This is a genomic window from Paenibacillus sp. S33, assembly GCF_053615415.1.
Map to the genome: position 1 here is coordinate 3,184,689 of NZ_JBSIEZ010000001.1, position 19,139 is coordinate 3,203,827.

Annotated in this window: 22 protein-coding genes; 1 reads left to right on the forward strand and 21 read right to left on the reverse strand. The window is 47.0% G+C overall.

Annotation, left to right across the window (positions count from 1 at the left end):
* Window positions 1-28: 28 nt before the first annotated feature.
* The 6 genes from bshA to ACWGXJ_RS14640 all read right to left on the reverse strand — a co-directional run bounded on the left by bshA (window position 29) and on the right by ACWGXJ_RS14640 (window position 4,194).
* Window positions 29-1,192, reverse strand: a complete 1,164-nt coding sequence (bshA, locus tag ACWGXJ_RS14615; protein WP_061829193.1) for an N-acetyl-alpha-D-glucosaminyl L-malate synthase BshA — start codon at window positions 1,190-1,192, stop codon at window positions 29-31.
* An 85-nt stretch (window positions 1,193-1,277) separates the two neighbouring features.
* The gene (gene bshB1 / locus ACWGXJ_RS14620; RefSeq protein ID WP_061829194.1) at window positions 1,278-1,970 is read right to left on the reverse strand and encodes a bacillithiol biosynthesis deacetylase BshB1; all 693 of its coding nucleotides are present in this window, start codon (window positions 1,968-1,970) and stop codon (window positions 1,278-1,280) included.
* Window positions 1,967-2,404 (reverse strand): methylglyoxal synthase, encoded by a 438-nt coding sequence (mgsA, locus tag ACWGXJ_RS14625; protein WP_013310694.1) that lies wholly within the window; start codon window positions 2,402-2,404, stop codon window positions 1,967-1,969. Before mgsA ends, bshB1 begins: the two co-directional genes overlap by 4 nt.
* A 56-nt stretch (window positions 2,405-2,460) precedes the next feature.
* The gene (dapB, locus tag ACWGXJ_RS14630) at window positions 2,461-3,264 is read right to left on the reverse strand and encodes a 4-hydroxy-tetrahydrodipicolinate reductase (protein WP_069289816.1); all 804 of its coding nucleotides are present in this window, start codon (window positions 3,262-3,264) and stop codon (window positions 2,461-2,463) included.
* A 31-nt stretch (window positions 3,265-3,295) separates the two neighbouring features.
* Complete coding sequence (locus tag ACWGXJ_RS14635) at window positions 3,296-3,814, reverse strand: tetratricopeptide repeat protein (protein ID WP_013310696.1); 519 nt, start codon at window positions 3,812-3,814, stop codon at window positions 3,296-3,298.
* 50 nt (window positions 3,815-3,864) lie between these two features.
* Window positions 3,865-4,194 (reverse strand): nucleotide pyrophosphohydrolase, encoded by a 330-nt coding sequence (locus tag ACWGXJ_RS14640; protein WP_013310697.1) that lies wholly within the window; start codon window positions 4,192-4,194, stop codon window positions 3,865-3,867.
* Between the two features lie 214 nt (window positions 4,195-4,408).
* Here ACWGXJ_RS14640 and ACWGXJ_RS14645 point away from each other — a divergent pair, with 214 nt between their 5' ends.
* The gene (locus ACWGXJ_RS14645; protein WP_452567048.1) at window positions 4,409-5,278 is read left to right on the forward strand and encodes a YitT family protein; all 870 of its coding nucleotides are present in this window, start codon (window positions 4,409-4,411) and stop codon (window positions 5,276-5,278) included.
* A gap of 77 nt (window positions 5,279-5,355) precedes the next feature.
* On the opposite strand, the gene ACWGXJ_RS14650 is transcribed toward ACWGXJ_RS14645, so the two are convergent.
* The 15 genes from ACWGXJ_RS14650 to trpD form a co-directional block, all read right to left on the reverse strand.
* On the reverse strand, window positions 5,356-6,201 hold the full coding sequence (locus ACWGXJ_RS14650) for a sporulation protein YpjB (RefSeq protein WP_322171484.1): 846 nt from the start codon (window positions 6,199-6,201) through the stop codon (window positions 5,356-5,358).
* A gap of 565 nt (window positions 6,202-6,766) precedes the next feature.
* Window positions 6,767-7,411: a DUF1405 domain-containing protein gene (locus ACWGXJ_RS14655; RefSeq protein WP_061829199.1), complete on the reverse strand. Its 645-nt coding sequence runs from the start codon at window positions 7,409-7,411 to the stop codon at window positions 6,767-6,769.
* A 173-nt stretch (window positions 7,412-7,584) separates the two neighbouring features.
* Complete coding sequence (locus ACWGXJ_RS14660; protein ID WP_013371655.1) at window positions 7,585-7,764, reverse strand: IDEAL domain-containing protein; 180 nt, start codon at window positions 7,762-7,764, stop codon at window positions 7,585-7,587.
* A gap of 22 nt (window positions 7,765-7,786) precedes the next feature.
* The gene (locus ACWGXJ_RS14665) at window positions 7,787-8,293 is read right to left on the reverse strand and encodes a gamma carbonic anhydrase family protein (RefSeq protein ID WP_023989153.1); all 507 of its coding nucleotides are present in this window, start codon (window positions 8,291-8,293) and stop codon (window positions 7,787-7,789) included.
* A gap of 52 nt (window positions 8,294-8,345) precedes the next feature.
* Window positions 8,346-9,455, reverse strand: a complete 1,110-nt coding sequence (locus ACWGXJ_RS14670; protein ID WP_452567049.1) for a hypothetical protein — start codon at window positions 9,453-9,455, stop codon at window positions 8,346-8,348.
* Between the two features lie 166 nt (window positions 9,456-9,621).
* Entirely contained in the window at window positions 9,622-10,224 is a 603-nt protein-coding gene (locus ACWGXJ_RS14675; RefSeq protein ID WP_452567050.1) for a histidine phosphatase family protein, read from the reverse strand.
* Between the two features lie 70 nt (window positions 10,225-10,294).
* Window positions 10,295-10,921: a hypothetical protein gene (locus tag ACWGXJ_RS14680; protein WP_061829202.1), complete on the reverse strand. Its 627-nt coding sequence runs from the start codon at window positions 10,919-10,921 to the stop codon at window positions 10,295-10,297.
* Window positions 10,918-11,514: an RNA polymerase sigma factor gene (locus ACWGXJ_RS14685; RefSeq protein WP_172828252.1), complete on the reverse strand. Its 597-nt coding sequence runs from the start codon at window positions 11,512-11,514 to the stop codon at window positions 10,918-10,920. The genes ACWGXJ_RS14680 and ACWGXJ_RS14685 overlap by 4 nt, the downstream gene beginning before the upstream one ends.
* A gap of 856 nt (window positions 11,515-12,370) precedes the next feature.
* Window positions 12,371-13,459: a prephenate dehydrogenase gene (locus ACWGXJ_RS14690; protein WP_069289822.1), complete on the reverse strand. Its 1,089-nt coding sequence runs from the start codon at window positions 13,457-13,459 to the stop codon at window positions 12,371-12,373.
* Between the two features lie 26 nt (window positions 13,460-13,485).
* Window positions 13,486-14,589, reverse strand: coding sequence for a histidinol-phosphate transaminase (gene hisC, locus ACWGXJ_RS14695; protein WP_061829204.1), 1,104 nt, complete (start codon window positions 14,587-14,589; stop codon window positions 13,486-13,488).
* Window positions 14,590-14,643: 54 nt separating this feature from the next.
* Complete coding sequence (gene trpA / locus ACWGXJ_RS14700) at window positions 14,644-15,450, reverse strand: tryptophan synthase subunit alpha (protein ID WP_250268701.1); 807 nt, start codon at window positions 15,448-15,450, stop codon at window positions 14,644-14,646.
* A complete protein-coding gene (gene trpB, locus ACWGXJ_RS14705; protein ID WP_452567051.1) occupies window positions 15,447-16,643 on the reverse strand; it encodes a tryptophan synthase subunit beta in 1,197 nt (398 codons plus the stop codon). Before trpB ends, trpA begins: the two co-directional genes overlap by 4 nt.
* Window positions 16,640-17,311 (reverse strand): phosphoribosylanthranilate isomerase, encoded by a 672-nt coding sequence (locus ACWGXJ_RS14710; protein WP_250261107.1) that lies wholly within the window; start codon window positions 17,309-17,311, stop codon window positions 16,640-16,642. The genes trpB and ACWGXJ_RS14710 overlap by 4 nt, the downstream gene beginning before the upstream one ends.
* Window positions 17,308-18,102 (reverse strand): indole-3-glycerol phosphate synthase TrpC, encoded by a 795-nt coding sequence (gene trpC, locus ACWGXJ_RS14715; protein WP_061829207.1) that lies wholly within the window; start codon window positions 18,100-18,102, stop codon window positions 17,308-17,310. The genes ACWGXJ_RS14710 and trpC overlap by 4 nt, the downstream gene beginning before the upstream one ends.
* The gene (gene trpD / locus ACWGXJ_RS14720) at window positions 18,092-19,138 is read right to left on the reverse strand and encodes an anthranilate phosphoribosyltransferase (RefSeq protein ID WP_452567052.1); all 1,047 of its coding nucleotides are present in this window, start codon (window positions 19,136-19,138) and stop codon (window positions 18,092-18,094) included. The genes trpC and trpD overlap by 11 nt, the downstream gene beginning before the upstream one ends.
* Window position 19,139: the final 1 nt, after the last annotated feature.

The following is a 19,139-nucleotide window of genomic DNA, read 5'->3' on the forward strand; positions in this document are numbered from 1 at the left end:
TATAAAAAACGGACGCGAGTCCGCCCTCTTAAACGCTGATCGGTTTAAGATCCGGCACCTCGCGTCCCAACACACGGTAATATATCTCTTCATATTGACGGGTAATCAGCTCATCACAAAAAACGGTACGGGCGCGGGTCAGACACGCTTCACGGAAACGTTCCGCCATCGCTTCATCGGACAACAGCTCTACTGCATAATCAGCCATTGCCTCAGTATTACCGATTTCAGCAAGATACCCCGTGCTTCCATGCACAACGAGTTCAGGTACTCCCCCTGCCTGAGAACCGATTGTCGGGACTCCACAGGCCATTGCTTCCAGTGCAACCAGACCAAAACTTTCTTTTTCCGAGGGAAGCAGCAGCACATCCGCCATAGAAATCACTTCTGCGATCTGATCCTGCTTACCTAAAAAGAAGACCTTATCTTGCAGACCCAAATTCTCGATTTTGCAACGGATTTTTGGAAGATCCGGTCCTTCTCCCACCAACAGCAACTTCGCAGGTACTTTACGTTGCACTTTTTCAAATATATCCAGCACATCTCCCACCCTTTTGACAGGACGGAAATTGGAAATATGCATCATTATTTTTTCATGCGGTTGGGCAAAATCTCTTCTAAGCGCCGCGGCATCTCGTGGATAATATACCCGTTTATCTACAAAATTGTAGGTTAAATCAATAGGTCGTGTAATTTCCAACGCATCTATCGTCTCCCGAATCAAATCCTTGGAAACCGCTGTCACAGCGTCACTTTTGTTAATAGCCAGCCGAATCAGGTCCTTCAACGACTCATCCTGTGCCAACACTGTAATGTCCGTACCGTGCAAGGTGGTTACCACCTTCAGATGATCACCCACCATTTCCTTTGCCAAGTAAGCGCATACTGCATGGGGTACCGCATAATGAACATGGAGTACGTCCAAATTCTTCATTTGTGCGACTTGGGCCATTTTGGTCGCCAGTGACAAATCATAGGGTGGATATCTAAACACGTAATAATCGTTAACTTCAACCTCATGATAAAAAATATTTTTCTGAAACGCCCCGCCTAATCTGAACGGAATGCTATTGGCAATAAAATGGACCTCATGCCCTTTTTCTGCCAGCAACTTACCCAACTCAGTAGCCACTACGCCGGAGCCACCCAACGACGGATAACAGGTAATTCCAATTTTCAATTTGTCATTCAAGCTAAGCTGCCTCCTTCCGCTCATCAGTGATAACTTTCCTGCCGATTTATTTTAACATTCTGCAAAATGCTCCAGTATAGAATTCTTATGTGAATAGCTTAACCAGATATGGCGTTTTGGACGCAAAGCCTTCTGCATACGAAATCAGTTTGCGTTGACCCAACAACGAGTCGCGAGCTTTTACGCGTTCCACATATCCCTGATTTAAGGGTGTGGATACTGTATCCTTTCCAGGTGCTGCCTGAAATTGCGAAGCATAACTCAACAAAGACCGTTCTTTGGCTTCATAATGCTCGGTGATATCCACAATCAAATCCGTTCTGCCAATATCATTAATAAAATAAAAATATAATTGCTCTACCTGTACCGCAGGATTTTCTGGCATAAAACGTCGCAACTTGGCGTTAAATACCGCTTCCTCCACTAACTTACTGCACATGACATGGTCTGGATGCCGATCCTCCCAATAAGGAGCAAATACGACTTTCGGTGCATGGCGCCGTATTTCTGCTGTAACTGCAGCTACATGTTCTGGAGTTACATATAATCCACGATCCGGCAGACCTAGATTCGTCCGCACGGCAAGTCCGAGTACTTTTGCAGCGTGTTCTGCCTCTGCCATACGAGTATCCACATCACCATTAGATGACATTTCAGCCCGCGTCAAATCGCACACGCCCACCTTTAAACCAGCGGCTGTATGCTTGGCAATCGTGCCTCCCATTCCTATTTCTGCATCGTCGGCATGGGCTCCGAAAATCAAGATGTCCAGTGTCATTTTATATCACCTTGCTGGTCAATCCCCGGTTTATATTTATGTACCAGCTCACGCCAAGCAAAATCGCCACGGTCTAGCGCCTTAACCAGTATTTCAGCAGTTGCAACGTTGGTTGCCAGAGGAATCCCTTGTACATCACACAGACGTAACAGGGCGCTAATATCCGGCTCATGCGGCTGGGCCATAAGCGGATCACGCAAAAATATAATCAAGTCCATGTCATTTTGTGCAACCATAGCCCCGATTTGCTGATCTCCTCCAAGCGGCCCGGACATGAAACGGTGAATTTGAAGCTTGGTTTGCTCCATAATGCGCAGACCTGTTGTACCTGTTGAAAATAACTGGTGATCTGTAAAAACATGCTCATAGGCCGTTATGAAATTTACCATTTCATCCTTTTTTCGGTCATGCGCTATAAATGCAATCTTTAACATTCAAAGTTCCTCCTGCCTCATTCTATAATTTCGTTCGTCAAATCATTCGCGTATTCTTAATCGATGTAATGCTCAAATCCATACACAAGCCCTGGCTGCTCCATGACCTTCTGAATACCGATTTTAACACCCGGCATATAGCCCGCTCGTTCATAAGAATCCTGACGAATTTTCAGAGATTGTCCAAACCCTCCGAAGATTACTTCTTGCTGTGCGAACACACCGGGAAGACGGACACTGTGAACACGGAACCCTTGATAGTACCCCCCCCGTGATCCTTCTAACGTTTCTTCCTCTTCCGGGTTACCCTGTCGTAGCTCTTCACGCTGTTCGGCGATCAGCTCTGCGGTCTTAATGGCTGTGCCCGATGGCGCGTCCAATTTTTGGTCACCATGATATTCGATGATTTCCAGATGCGGGAAGTATTTCGCTGCCTGAGCCGCAAACCGCATCATCAAAATGACTCCAATCGAAAAGTTCGGCGCGATCAGACCACCAATTTGCTGCTCACGACACTGCTTGTCCAGTTCATTAATCTGTTCGGGGGTAAACCCTGTCGTTCCGATAACCGGACGTACTCCATACTTGATAGCAAGCGCTGTATGTGCGTACGCAAAACGCGGCCCCGTAAAATCGACCATGACATCCGCTCGACTATCCAGTAAAGCCTGCTCCACGTCCTCCACAATAGCGATACCCGCTTCCGGTAATCCGACGAGAAGGCCGGCATCACTGCCGGCATGTGTTCTGTTCACTGCGGCCACAAGCTGTAGTTCCTCATCCTGAAGAACCAATTTGACAACTTCACGGCCCATACGCCCTGCTGCTCCTACAACAGCCACTTTTATTGGTTCTGACATATCCCTACAACTCCTTATGCATCCATTTGTGTTAGATCTGTTCATTCATCTGCTGGCATAACTTCTTCATGAGGTTGGCAAGCTGCACATTGTGAGGAAACAGTGCAGCCGCCTCGCGAGCAGCCTGCACAGCTAGCTTATACTCATTCAATTCATCATAAATCAATGCGAGCAGCAAAAAAGCATCCCCACATAACGGATCGAGGGCTATTGCTCGTTCCAATAGCAAAATCGCATCCTGACGCACCTGTGGCGTAGCTCTGTCGACATCCAGCATTTTTCTGGCCTTCTCCGTATGCTGCCTGGCTTCCTGCGCATGCAGATGGAGAACATATTCATCCTGCTGTGGAGCGAGACGAACCGCATGCTCTGCATATGCGAGAGCCTGCTCCAAACGACCACTACGAGCATAGGTAACCGAGCACCGGAAATAATGCTCCGCATGATCAGGCTGGGCTGAAATTGCTTTTTCAAACCATTCCACGGCCTGCTCAAAATCGTTCTGCAAAATGCACTGATAAGCTTTCTGAACGTATTCCTCCGCCTTCATGACACTGCACCTCCGGGTAACCGGTTTGGTACAGCATATGTACAAAACGCCTAATCGGTGTCCTTTTTGGTCCAGCGATTCGCGTCACGTGTGTTAAATTTTTGCATGACCTTATCATGAGCCTCGGTCAAATTTATACCTAGCGAGTTCGCAAAGCAAACTGTGATGAACAAAATGTCCCCCAGCTCCAGCTCAATCGAATTGTCCGCCTCATCCATTTTTTTCGGTTTCTCGCCAAAGGAGTGATTGACTTCCCTCGCCAGTTCCCCGACTTCCTCAGACATCCGAGCCAACATCGCCAAAGGGCTAAAATACCCTTCCTTAAATTGAGATATATACTGGTCTACCTCACGTTGAATTTCATCTAATGATTTTTCCATGAAACACGCAATCCCCCCATGTGCAGGTTTATTCATATGTTATCGTAAAGCACATTTTAAAACAAATTTTTTTTAATTGTGTACTTATGATCCCAACTTACAGTCATCAGTCTTTTAAAGATAGCGTAAAAAGGTATACTACATATAAGGAGCTGCGATTTAGCAAAATCAGCATGAAGTCGTTCTTCCTTAAACTGCTACTGCGAGGGATCATATGAAGATATCCAAGTCCATGGAACAGCTTAAACTGATTTTACCCATTGTGTTCGGGACCGCCATCTATGCATTCGGTCTGCTTTATTTTATAATACCCAGTAAACTGATGGAAGGTGGTATTACAGGGATCACCCTGCTGCTCAATTATGCTTTTTCGATTTCACCCTCTCTCTCCACATTGCTGCTGAACATTCCTTTATTTTTAATTGGGTGGAAAATGCTTGGGGGCAAGCAAATTCTATATACAGGGGTAGGTATCGGGTCGCTCACTTTTTTTCTGTGGTTGTATGAAAAAATGATTCATTTCGGATGGATGGGAACATTTCAAACTGAACACGATTTTATACTTTCTTCATTATATGCGGGGGTTACGCTTGGGGCCGGATTAGGTATTGTGTTCCGCTTTGGCGGCACCACGGGCGGCTCGGATATAATCGCTCGTATTCTAAACCGGAAGTTTCGCTGGAGTATGGGAAGGATTCTGCTGGTCATTGATATTGTCATTATCGGTGCTTCACTACTTTACATACCAAAAGAAAAAATTCTATATACATTAGTCGCCGTGTTCATCGCGTCCAAAATTATTGATTTTATACAAGAAGGGGCCTATTCTGCCAAGGCCTTTATGATTATCAGCGACCACACGATGGACATTGCGGATATTATTATTAGGGACATGGATCGTGGAGTTACTATTATTCCGGCTGTAGGTGCATTTTCCAAGCAGGCCAAGCATGTTGCCTATTGTGTCGTGCCTCGTCAGGAAATACGACGTTTGCACCAAATTGTTAAATCGGTTGATCCACGGGCGTTTATTATCATACAGGATGTGCATGATGTACATGGAGAGGGGTTCAAAGAGGAATAGCCCGGAAATCCGGGCGATGGGCTAACCTATATGGATGGCTCAGCAGCCAACGACACGAATATTCGAATTTTGCATCGTTATCCAGAGAAACCAGCTCGATATTTACGATAACCTGCATAGGCCAGCGCCAGCAGAACAATCATGCCGATTGCCAATTCTGCCCGGCGCTCACTTTCACGCGGGATAAATGGCGCCAGGGCAGTGGCGTCTTTTTCACGTCCAAACAAGGCATTAAACGTCGGATTTCCCTGATCCAACGCCCCTCTAATCGCTGAGGCATCTGCATTTTGCTGATCCCCCAATCCTTTGACGTAGGAAATCCATGAATCAGCCCGGACAACTTCACTTGTTCTGCCATGAATTAATGCTGCTGTACGGATCGTCTCATAGTGGTCCTCCAGCACCGCGGCTCCAGCTTTGAAACCCTTCATGTTGCCTTTAGCAAACTGGCTGTTCAAGCCACTAACATCTTCTTTTAAAATCTTATAATACTGCTGCCATAAGGGCTGACGCGGATGTGCAAGCGCATCTGTCGCAAGTCGTAAATTGGCCGCAGCCTTCACCCATTCATCCGGTGATGCTTGGACGGACTGTGTAGCTTGCTGCACCTCAAGGATACTGCCGGACAAAGCATGAATGGCCTCTACAGATAACGCTGCCTGCACCTGTCCAGTGCCAAACCATCGACTCACCTCGGCTACATCCGCGCGCGCTTTTTCAATGTTCCCGTCCATCACATCTCGGTACAGTATCGCAGCTGCATGATCCAGTTCCTCAATCTCTTTTGTATTTCCTACGGGTTTTGACTGATCACGCGCTTCTGCCACACCTGGAGGGACGCAGACGGACAGCAGCAGGACCATAGATAAAACAACACTCGAAACAATACGTATCATAATTTGCAACGCCTGACCCCTAATCATGGGACATCCCTCCTCACCTTACTGTATGGCAAGGTTACCGAGACTAGAACTTGCTTTAAGACAAATGGTATCCCCCTCAAAATCTGCAACCACAATCGTGTCATATTGAGGTATATACATAAAATTATCTTTAAAAAAAGAGATGCATAGAATAAGACCAGCCATTCACTACTTTCCGCAGCAAAAAGTGAATACGGATTTAATCTAGCACTTTTATTTTTCAGTAACTTTAAATCCGACTGCTCTTCCAGGTTCAATTTCTCAACTTTAATGTCCAAGTGGTTTATGATTACTTTCCGGTTCAATTGATATTCTTGTGCTGAAACAAACCCGAAATTAGTGTACAATTCTTCACACTATCATTGCGAACAAATACATAGCATCACAGTTGCCCTGCCGTACGTAAGGGATATATTTATCATTCCAAAAGCCCAATTGATACCAAGCTTCAAAATCAAAACCAAAACTTTGTTTGGCTAAATGATTAAAGTTCTTTCTTATTTTATGATCATCACGGTTCCTTTTTTAAATATATATTCTTTTTGGTTTATAACAATGTTCATCTCTATTTCTCCACTTCTACTCCCATTCGATTGCGAGCAAACATGGCAAGCCATGCCGCTATAATACTGACAAGGGTCAGTATATAGGTAAAAGCACGCACTTGTGGTACATCATCCGTTAGCGTCCTCGGAAGATACGGATATATACCAAATGTATAATCCATCGTATCATTTAACAATGTCCAGAGTGCGGCTAGGCATAAAGCAGTCCATTTGCAGGTGAAAAAACGCACGAACAGCAGTGCTTCGACCGCCATTGCCGTGTGAGATGCCACCAGCATCCAATCCTGCCATATCATATGTCCCCCCTGCGCAACTCCCCAAAAAATAATAGCTGAAGCCCAGATGCCATATTTTACACTCGTGACAACAGCCAACGCCTCGATGATCTGGCGAATGACCTTCAAACTCTTGAGACGCGGAGAATAGAGCAAAAATGCTATAGAGATCGTAAAAAACAGACTCGCCGTCGGACTATCAGGCACAAATACAATCTGCCACATTGGGTGATAATTTAGTGTATATTCCAACTGCCCCCCATACCATATGTACCCATACACCGTTCCGACCAGATTACACCAGAACAGCAGCCACAAAAAAGGCCGGCTCGTCAAGAACGACCGGCTCCACAAATAAGATAACGACACGTCCTTCATCCTCCGTTCATACGACAGTTGCCTTGTACAGGTCCCATCCTACAAAGACTATATCATATCCAAGCGTATCAAAAAAACCTGACCGCCGCTACAGTCAGGTTTGATGATTATAATCTTGAACTAAAGATTCGTCTGAAATCCAACTTAGGATTCCTAAGATTGTTCTAACTCATTGCTTTCAGCTCATCCGTAAGATGACGAAAAGCTACTTCATCTCCGGAGGCTAGCGCCTCATCAATATCCTTGTAGAGTTTTTCACTCCGGTGTTTACGTAATGCCTCGTCCAAAACCATTTCAGCAGACAGGCCCAACATTACTTCATAAGTAACCTTCATTTTATCCATAGGATGCACCTCCAACATGAGTTTAAGAGATCCTATATTCTTTTCCTTTCGCCACATAGCTGAGTGCCGTTCGTGACATCCGCTGCAAATCTGCATCTGTCAATTCGCGCACCACTTTGGCAGGTGTACCGAGAGAAAGAGTATAGGGTGGTATTTTGGTATTTTCCGTAACGACCGACCCTGCTCCTATTAAAGCATATTCACCAAGCTCCGCTCCGTTGAGTACAATGGCCCCCATACCGATTAAAGTGCCTTTGCCTACCGTACAACCGTGGATTATTGCAGCATGACCTACCGAAATATCATCCGCCAGCAACAGGGGCTGATCCGTGTTCACATGTCCCACGACACCGTCCTGAATATTGCAGCGTTCACCGATGATGATAGGCGCCATATCTCCGCGCAGTACGGCATTAAACCATACAGAGGAATCTTGACCGATCGTTACTTTTCCGACGATTTTTGCTCCTTCTGCCATATAGACAGATGAATGGAGCTGTGGCATGTTTCCGTTATAGTGAATCAGCAACAACTTCACCCTCTCATTTTGGGTGAAATTCTATCAATATGTGTGCTGCTTGTCAATGGAGCCGTATACCCGAGTCGTTCCGCCCAATGCGGCACTCTCCCGCCAATTTCAGCCCCCAGGCCGTCATCTGTACAGATGGTCCCGTCGAATGTTCACCCTGACGAAGCATACCCAAGTGAAGCATCATTCGTATAATCCTCTGATCAAAGACCGAACGGGGCGTATCATAGTAAAACGGTCGAATCAGTGGGCCGATATGTACAAAAAGCGACTCTGAGGACGTCCAGGGCCTGGCACATTCTCCAATCCAGTAGACTAGAGACAGCAAATTAGGAACGGCTCCTTTATACAATCTTAACCAAAACCTGAATAGCTGTATCATTTCTTCCTCAATTGTATGCTCCTGATGCGCTTCTCCCTTTGCCGTCAGCACAACTTGGTCCCCTTTCTTCTCAATGTACTTGGAGTGACGGGCATAATCATAAAGTAGTGCCATTCGGTCTGGATAAAACTTAAAAGAGGAGCCATACCCGAAACGCCATCCTCCTTTACCCAAAAGCGGCTCCGCAATGTGCAAATGTTCCATCAGCTGCTGCTGATTGCGACGATACCAAGCTCCCTCGGGATTTAGCGGAACCTCATGCTGCCCCATGTATTGAAGGAAAAGCCGTAAATCCTCTGCCAGCAGATGCCCTTCATCCCGGTACGACGACGGTTCGCTTACCCGGGTCATTCCGTTTTGGAAGTCATGTACCATAACACGTCGAAAGCGCTCCTTCATATCCAACGGAATTTGGAACAAATACCTCGTATTGTGCGTCGAACCGTTGAACAACCAGCCACTAGAACGCAGACGGGTCACAATATCCCTTGGCCGCTCACCAGGATTCTCGTCCTCCTCAACAGACTGTTTGGCTATTGCAATCAATTCCTCCATGCTGAAATACGGTCGGTCATCGAACAGCAACGCGTTCAAAAACCTTACCTCTGACAACCTCAGCTCCTTGACCTGCGTCTCAAAAAAACTACTGCTGCCGAGCTTCGTCAAAATCCCCTGGATCAACTCATGTTTGGAATTAGGTTTACAGTCACAATCGTAATACACCGCGATTCTGTTCAAATGCACAATATCCGCAAATGTCAGCATATCCGCCAGATTCATTGTTCCATCGCCTCGTCACTGGACTGTCATCCGGAATTGATTCTTACCTGTTGTACCCACAGCTTTGACGGATTGTTCAGACTCTAAACCTCTTTTTTTGCAAAGCTATAATTAAAAAATAAAAAAGACCACGACTCCTACAATGAGTAGAAGCCTTGGTCTTTCACTAACTTTTTGAGTTACAGTCACTTTTCTCTCGCAAATGCTTCGTGCAATTATACAAAAGTGGTGCCCAATCCATATCCTCACGCTGGAGAACACTAAGTGACAAATTGCCGATTCGTTCCGTGAATTTTTCCTGATACAGAGCCTTATACAAATTAGCCAAAAAACCGCCGTGGGAAACGACCAGCAGATTCTTGCCCCGATTTTCCGTCCAAATGGCTTCCATAAAAGCTAGCCCGCGAAGCTGAAGATCCGCATCGCTTTCCTGCCCTAGATCCAGCAGATGCCAGTCGACTCCCCACTTCTCTTCACGCTCGGCCTGGGTCATGCCCTCGACCTGACCATAAGCACGTTCTCTTAGCCGATCATCAGGCTCTAACAACGGGAGATGCAGAGCAGAAGCAATAATCTCCCCAGTCTCTTTCGCTCTGGAGAGACTACTTGTAATAAGCCCGTCCCAATGATAAGGTTCTTCCTTTAATCGTTCTGCCAGCAAGCGTGCCTGCCGACGCCCTTCCTCATTCAAGGGAATATCACTGTGACCCTGGATTTTCCCTACCGCATTCCAATCCGTCAATCCATGTCTGATCAAGCCAATAAGCATCGTGTCGTTTCCTCCGCTGTTTTGTTATTCAGGCATTGTTATGAATTCATATTGGAGCCCAGCTGTCCTGCTAATTTCTGACCCTTCTCGCCCGATGGATCCAGCCCAGAGAAAATAAAGCAAGCGCAAGTGCCAATACAGACAACAACATCCAGTATTGCGGATAAGTAGGAACAATGCTAGCAACCAGCGGGTCCATAATGCCACTATTCACATCTTTAATGTGGTATTGATATTGTGGAGATGTACTTGTAGTTTTCAACAGGCCTGTCGGTAAAATACCTGTGTCCATGACAGGAGCTGCTTGAGGGGGATTTTCCTGAGAGGAGCTTCCGTTCCAGTTCAAAAACAAGAAGCTACATAAAAATACGGCCAAGAAGCCGGCGATCCATACAGACATATACTTACGGGCTGCTGGGTTCACACGCGCACGTCGATGCTCGCCCGGAACAAGCCACGGTGATTCTTCATAAATTCGATCCATGACTCTGCGATTCATTGCCTCTAGCTTTTCATCTGTTATTTCAAAGGAAATATCACGAATATCGGACCGATTTTCTTTTGACAAATTCCACTCTTTTTCTTCCGAACCATGCTCCCACCCAGCAGACGAGCTTTTGGCCCGTCTGCGCTCCGAGTCTTGTTTCGATACATTTTTGCCTGTAGCGAACAAATCCTCAGTGTCCCTGGATTTCATTGGCTGCTCATCCCTTCGTTTTCCTCATAGAGAGGCTCAAAAAAATAAGGCTCCAACTGCGTCTTCACACTGGATCTTGCCCGGAAAAGCAATGACTTCACCGCACTGACCGTCTGTCCTAAAATAGTCGCAATCTCCTGATAATCCAATTGCTCATATTCACGCAAAATCAGCGCAGATCGCTGCTTCTCAGGCAATCTATTGATCGCTTCACGAACCATCTCTACCTTCTCACCGCGAAGGACGGCCTGCTCCGGAATGACATCCGATGGAGCTACCGGTACATAACCGCTCTCCTCCAATGGAACCTGACCGCTACGGTGCTTGCGAAGCTCACTTAGCACCGTATTGCGTGCAATCGTATATAACCAAGTGGAAAACGATGCGTCTACCTCGCGAAAAGAGTGTAGGCTCCGATACGCTTTATAAAACGTTTCTGAGCACAAGTCCTCAGCAATCATTTCCAGGTTCGAACTTTTCAGCATATGATAAACAAAAGCTAAAATTTTACGTTGGTGCCGCCTCATTAATTCTGAATAAACCTCAACATTACCTTGTTTGATTTCCTGAATCATCTGGGAATCTGTCATCATCCGAGTGAGACCCTCCTCGCCCATACATGTGCTGTTTTCCCGTTCGATTCTGTCTATATATACCGAACAGGTCAAAAAAAGTTGCGCCCTCTGCGCAAATGGATGAAACAGCATCATGGAACATTTGTTATTTTCTTACCCTATGTAGTGCCAACATTAACGGTGCTATCCCCAACAATATTCAACATCCAAAATGGACTTACCCATTGTACCACAAAATGTCCGTCAGTAAAAAAGTCCAAAATCCCCACGATTTCTATCAATGCCTCCCTAACGCTGGCACCTGATTCATTTATACAGCTTTTCAGGGGATTTTAAATTTTTTCAAGATTAAATGACAACCCCATTGAAAATGTTCTATTCAAATACATCAATAAGGAAAAAAACACAAAAAGAAAACGCTTCAAAAAAATTATTGACAAAATGAAAACGTATACATATAATAAAAGTACAGTATGGTTTCTCTCCACTCCTATCCTACTCAGCTACTTCACTAAAAGTAGCTACCACCCGGGGCTTTACCCGGGTGGTCTTTTTTTGTTTTCTTTAATAATAATTAGTGAGAAGGATTGTCTCATTTGTTCTTCAAATAACAAAAAAGCGGGCGAAAGTTTCTTCACCCGCTTTAAAACTTTTCCTATTATTTCACTCCCAGAAAGCATAGTACTTTTAAGGCGATCCGTAGCGCAGCGATCCATTTGAATCTAGAGAAGCGTAGCGTTCGCCTTTGCAGGGGGATTCTTACCTTTAGATAATTTAAAAAGTCCAGAGAATCCCCCTGCAACAGCGATCGTAAGATCAAATGGATCGCGGAGCGGTGTACCTCCTTAACGAACACTCATACTTTCTCCACCCTTCACACCACCACTTTATACCCCATCGAATCCAGCAGAGTCTTGGCACGCTCCCAATCCTGCTCTTGACGGAAGGAAAGCCGCATGATGCCTGGGACATCCTCCCGGCTTTCAATGATTTGCATATTGCTCAGATTAATGCTGTGATTCCCCAGTTCCATAGCAATTCGCCCGATAATCCCTGGGGTATCCGGTACATCAATATACAGATCGAACGTGGAGACGATGACTCCTTTGCGACGCTCTGGCAGTTCACTGCGGAAGTGCCCAGCTGTCAAAAACTCGTCAGCGATTCCCTCACCGTCTTGTATTCTCAGTAAATGGGTAAAACGCTCAATCTGTCCGTTCCATTCTTCCAACAGGCCTAGTAAAACTTCACGATTGCTCAGTAAGATGTCCCGCCACACAACCGGATCACTAGAGGCTATCCGTGTAATATCACGGAACCCGCCCGCAGCCAATGTACGGTACAACGGATTTTCATCATTGTGCTTTCGCACCTGATTCACCAGCGCCGCTGCAATAATGTGCGGAAGATGGCTAATCGCACCGACAATATCATCATGCATATCAGGTTGGACACGCACAACATGAGCACTAGTATATTTTAATAAACGTTCCAGTGAACTGTATGCTTCCTCAGGCACACCCTCTGCCGGGGAAAGCACATAATATGCGTTTTCAAATAACAATGCGGAAGCAGCCTTTACACCGGAACGCTCCGAACCGGCCATCGGATGACCACCGATAAAGTAAGCGTTGCGCAAAGAAATTTCTGATGCTTTTTTGGCAATTGCCGATTTCGTGCTGCCTACATCAGTAATAATACAACCCGTTTTAAGCGGTAGCTTGCTTAACAGTTCGAGATAATGTTCCAATAAGCCCACAGGTACGCATAAAAAAATAAAATCGGCATCCTCTGCCGCTTCTTCAACCGAAAGAGTCGCGGTGTCCACGACACCACGGCTTAACATCGGTTCCATCAGTTCAGGGAGATGGGCATGGCCGACAACAGTAATATCCGGCTTCCCTTTAAAACAAAGTGCGAGGGACCCACCAATCAGTCCCACGCCGAAAATGGCAATCTTCATCAATTATCAAATCCCATCTGCGGAAATTATAGGCGTACTTTCGCCGCTTCCGCCCCCAGGACCTGTTCCAGCACACGAATAAACAACTCATTTTGCGGCTGTGATCCAACCGACACCCTAATATATGTCGGATATTTATGATGACCTGCGCGAATAATCACACCTTTACGAAGCAACTCCTGGAATATCTCACCGGATGGACGACGTACATCCAGCATAATAAAATTACCATGTGCCGGGAAAGACTCCAGCCCCAGACGCTTGAGCTCATTTTGCAAATAAGCTCTGCCCTCTGCATTACGATCCCGGCATTCTTGAACAAATTCCTGATCTTCCAAGGCAGCAATGGCCGCAGCCTGCGCTACCCGTGATGTATTAAACGGCTCACGAACCTGATTTATCAAGCGAATGATTGACTCGGCTCCCATACCATAACCAATGCGCAGCGAAGCAAGCCCATAGATTTTGGAGAAGGTGCGTAGTACAACCAGGTTTTCATACGCTGGCAACAAACGAATGCCGTCGGGATACGAGCGATCCGTCACAAACTCGGCATAGGCTTCATCCAGAACAACCATGATGTGCTTTGGTACTTGGTCCAAAAACGCAATTAGCTCTGCTTCAGGTACAATCGTGCCCGTCGGGTTATTTGGATTACAGATCCAAATAATTTTTGTACGGTCATTGATGTGAGACAGCATAGCATCCAAATCATGTACACCGTCACGCAAAGGCACCTCAACTGCAACCGCTCCCTCAATTTCCACATTACTTTTGTATACGGAAAATGTCTGATCGGCCATAATGCTTTCTTCCCCGGGAAGGAGGAAAGCACGCGTAATCAACGCAATAATTTCGTCAGATCCGCAGCCATAGATAAACTGTTCCTCTTTTAAACTCGTCCGTTTAGCTAGTGCCTGTGTCAAAGCTACGGCACTTCCGTCAGGATATACACTAATGTTGGCAAACTCCTGCTGAATGGCCTGCAACACTTTGGGAGAGCTACCATACGGATTCTCATTCGAGGCGAGCTTGATGACTTCATCGAGTCCCAGCTCACGTTTTACGTCTTCAATCGGTTTACCGGGCTGATATACTGGCAAATGTACAATATGCGGTTTAGGTTGCATGCCCCTACCTCCTCTATCCAATCAAAACATATTTATTACTTTCTATTTTGACAGTTACTGCTTTAATTGTGCCACAAAATTATGAATTTGCAAAAGACCTTCTTGCCTGCGCGCAGAATCATTCAGCAATGGAATGGCCTCCTCCACCTGACGTACAATTGCACTGCCGACCACAACTCCATCACAAATGTTTGAAAACCGGGCTACCTGCTCTTGAGTAGAGATCCCAAAACCGACCGCTACCGGAATATCCGTATGCCGTTTGACCTGCGCGATAAAGCCCTCTATACCTTCAAAAAAGGAAGCTCTTTCCCCAGTTACACCCAGCGAAGATACACAGTATACAAATCCACGGGCCTGACGGACAATTCGTTCGATCCGCTGTTCAGAAGTTGGAGCCACCAGAGGAATCAGATGCACACCCACCTCTGCGGCCCGTCCTCCCAGCTCCTCCGCTTCCTCAAGCGGAAGGTCCGGAATAATCAGACCGCTGATACCGTGCTCCTGCAAGCCTGCAAAGAAAGCATCCATACCCATCTGTAATACAGGGTTATAATACGTGAACAGAATAAAAGGCAGACTTGAACCTGCCGCCCTGGCCAGAGAAGCTGTCTTCATGCACGTGCGAATGGAAATTTGCCGTTTCAGTGCACGCTCAGACGCGCGCTGAATTACAGGACCGTCAGCCAGCGGGTCGGAATAGGGTACACCCAGTTCCAATATGTCAGCTCCGGCCGACTCTAACTGCCGAATGATCTCTATTGTAGTATCCACATCCGGGTCGCCTACCGTCAGAAAAGGGATTAATGCCGTTTTGCCTTCATTTTTAAGGCGACCAAACGCCTGATCAATTAAATTCATGACGGTTTTCCTCCCAAATACTTGATAATGGAGTCCACATCTTTATCCCCGCGTCCAGACAAACAAATAACGATAATATCATCTGCCGTCAACGTAGGTGCCAGCTTGACGACCTGCGCAACAGCATGTGCCGACTCTAATGCAGGAAGTATTCCTTCGGTACGGCAGAGGAGCTGAAGCGCGTCCAGCGCTTCCTGATCCGTGATCGGAACATACTTGGCCCGCTCAATATCTTTCAGGTATGAATGCTCCGGTCCAACACCTGGATAATCTAATCCAGCCGAGATGGAATGCGCAGGTTGCACTTGTCCGTACTCATCCTGAAGCAGATAACTCATAGAGCCTTGGAAGACCCCTTGTGTTCCCTTGGTCATCGTAGCTGCATGGAATTCCGTTTCGACACCTTTTCCAGCGGCCTCCACGCCAATCAATGCGACACCCTGATCCTCAATAAAAGGATAAAACATGCCGATGGCATTGCTTCCGCCACCGATCGCTGCCACGATGACATCCGGAAGTCTGCCTTCCTTCTCTAGGATCTGGCGACGTGTTTCATCACCAATCACGCGTTGGAAGTCCCGCACCATCATCGGATACGGATGTGGGCCGACAGCTGAACCCAAAATATAGAACGTATCATGGACATGGCTGACCCAGTAACGCAAAGCTTCATTCCCTGCATCCTTAAGTGTACGTGTACCTGATGTCACCGGAATGACCTCTGCACCCAAAAGCTGCATCCGAAAGACGTTCAGCTGCTGGCGCACAGTATCCTCTTCGCCCATAAACACCTTGCATTCCAATCCGAGCAACGCAGCCACAGTCGCTGTCGCGACACCATGCTGTCCTGCGCCTGTTTCAGCAATGACCTTCTGTTTCCCCATACGCTTCGCCAGCAATCCCTGAGCTAATGCATTATTGATTTTGTGGGCACCGGTATGATTTAAATCTTCGCGCTTCAAGTAAATTTTAGCTCCGCCCAAATGCTGACTCAGACGCTCCGCATGATAAAGCGGCGTTTCCCGACCAGAATAGTCCTTAAGGAGCCCGTTCAACTCTGCTTTAAACTCGGGATCATCCGCGTACTTACGGTAGGAATCCTCCAATTCAATCAGTGCGTTCATCAACGTTTCCGGTACAAAACGTCCTCCAAATGTTCCAAAACGTCCGTTGTTATCAGGTAATTGTGTCATGCCTGCTTCACCCTTTCCACAAATGCTGTGATTTTTGCAATGTCCTTGACTCCGTTCGTCTCTACACCGCTGGATACATCCAGCCCATGGGGATGATACTCATGAACCAGCTTTTCCGCATTATCGGCAGTCAACCCGCCGGCTACAAACAAAGGAATTCCATATTGATGGGTCCAAGCCTGATAGGCAGGAATTCGATCCCACGCAAACGTTTTTCCGGAGCCGCCGCCATACAGGGGATCGTATGTATCCAGCAATAAAGCGTCAATTGTCCCGACATAGGCATCCAATTCGTCCGCCGAGCGTTCTGTTTGTCCTTGACTGTCCACAGACCATGCCTTGAATACCTGTATACCAAAATGCTCCCTAATCTCCCGACAGCGCTGCGGACTCTCCTGTCCATGCAGCTGTATGACATCCAAGGGTGCTTTCTCCATCACATCATTTAACAGTGCATCACCAGGGTTCACAAATACACCCACGCTGCGCGGTCTGCTGCCTGAGGTCCATTCATCTAATACGCGAAGCAGCTTTCCAGCCTGTACGCCGTCAATCCGGCGCTTACTGTCAGCAAACACAAAACCTATATAATCGACCGGTAAGTTTACCATAGATTTTAGCACTTCAACGCTTTGAAGTCCACAAATTTTTACACCCGTTTTGTTCATGCTTTAACCCCGTCCATCAATTCGGCTACAGCCTGTCCTACATCTTCCTTGCGCATCAGATGCTCCCCCACCAAGATACCGTGTGCACCTACCGAATGCAGATAATTAACATCTTCCGGTCCCGCAATTCCGCTCTCACTGATGAACGTAACCCCTTTAGGAATTAGTGAGATCAGCTCCTCTGTCGTCTGGAGACGAGTCTCGAATGTCCGCAGATTTCGGTTATTTACGCCAATTAAGGTTGCTGTCCCCAGCTCCAGCACCGCTTTAAGCTCCTCACTGTCATGCACCTCTACCAACGCGTCCAGCCCGAGGTCCTTGGCAATCTGTAAAAAAGACCCTAATACACGGGGTTCCAGGATAGCGGCAATCAATAGCACCGCATCCGCTCCCAGCAGACGAGCTTCATATATTTGCCGTTCATCAATGATAAAATCCTTTCGCAGCAGCGGAATCTTCACCTGATCGCGAATTTGCTGTAAATATTCAGGGCTCCCCTGAAAATACGTCACATCTGTCAGTACAGAAATGCAATCCGCTCCTGCTCCCTCATATGCACGTGCAATGTCCACCGGATGGAAATCCGGTCGAATCAGCCCTTTGGATGGGGAAGCCTTCTTCACCTCAGCAATCAGTCCGAGCGGACGATTGCGTCTGCTCGCGATCGCATTTTCGAATCCTCTCGTCGCAGGTAAATCAGCAATTAATCGTTCAGCTTTACTTATTTGAAAATGCTTCTTAAGCTGCTCCACTTCTTGTCGCTTCGTCACCACAATTTTGTCAAGATACATATTGATATTCCCCCGTTGCCTGTATTAATTGATCCAGCTTGGAAATTGCCAGTCCCGAGTCAATGGCTTCTGCCGCTCGTGCTACTCCGTCCGTCAAGGTAGCCACTGCACCTGATACATAAATGCACGCTCCTGCATTCGCTAACACAACATCCCGATAAGCTCCATGCTCTCCGTTTAAAATTCGTCGTATGATATCTGCGTTAACCTGTGCGTCGCCGCCCAGCACCTGATCAAGAGAATGCGTCTGCAAGCCCAGATCCGACGGATGAAGCTCGAACGTGTGAACCTTGCCGTCCTTCAGTTCGGATACTCGTGTCGCAGCTGAAATACTAATTTCATCTAGCCCATCCAGACTACTGACAACCATGGCCCGTTTGGAGCCGAGCTGCTTCAATACCTCGGCAATGACTTCCGTTTTGTTGGCGTCATAAATGCCCAACAGCTGCCGATCCGCACCAGCCGGATTCGTCAAAGGACCTAGCATATTGAATACCGTCCGCACACCCAGCTCGCGGCGCGGCGCGGCGGCATGCTTCATAGACGGATGATACAGCTGTGCGAATAAAAAGCAGATGCCGATTCGGTCCAGGCATGACCTAGCCTGATCACTCGTCAAATGAATGTTGACTCCCAATGCCTCCAGGACATCAGCACTCCCGGCACGGCCACTTGCAGAACGATTGCCATGCTTTGCTACCCGTACAGACACCGAAGCTGCGATGATCGCGGATATCGTGGAAATATTAAACTTGTGAATCCCTGAACCTCCGGTTCCACATGTGTCCAGCAGACGACCGCTGCCTTCTTCAGCTTGCACTGGACTAGCGTAGCTACGCATAGCCTCGGCAAAACCAGTGATTTCATCTACCGTTTCCCCTTTGAGGCGAAGAGCCGTCAGCAGCCCGCCAATTTGCGCCTGTGTAGCACTTCCACTCATAATCTGTTCCATTACGCTACGGGCCTCCGTACGCGAAAGGTGCTGTCCCTCAATGATCCGGCTTAACCCCACTTGCATCATGTCATGTCGTTCCATT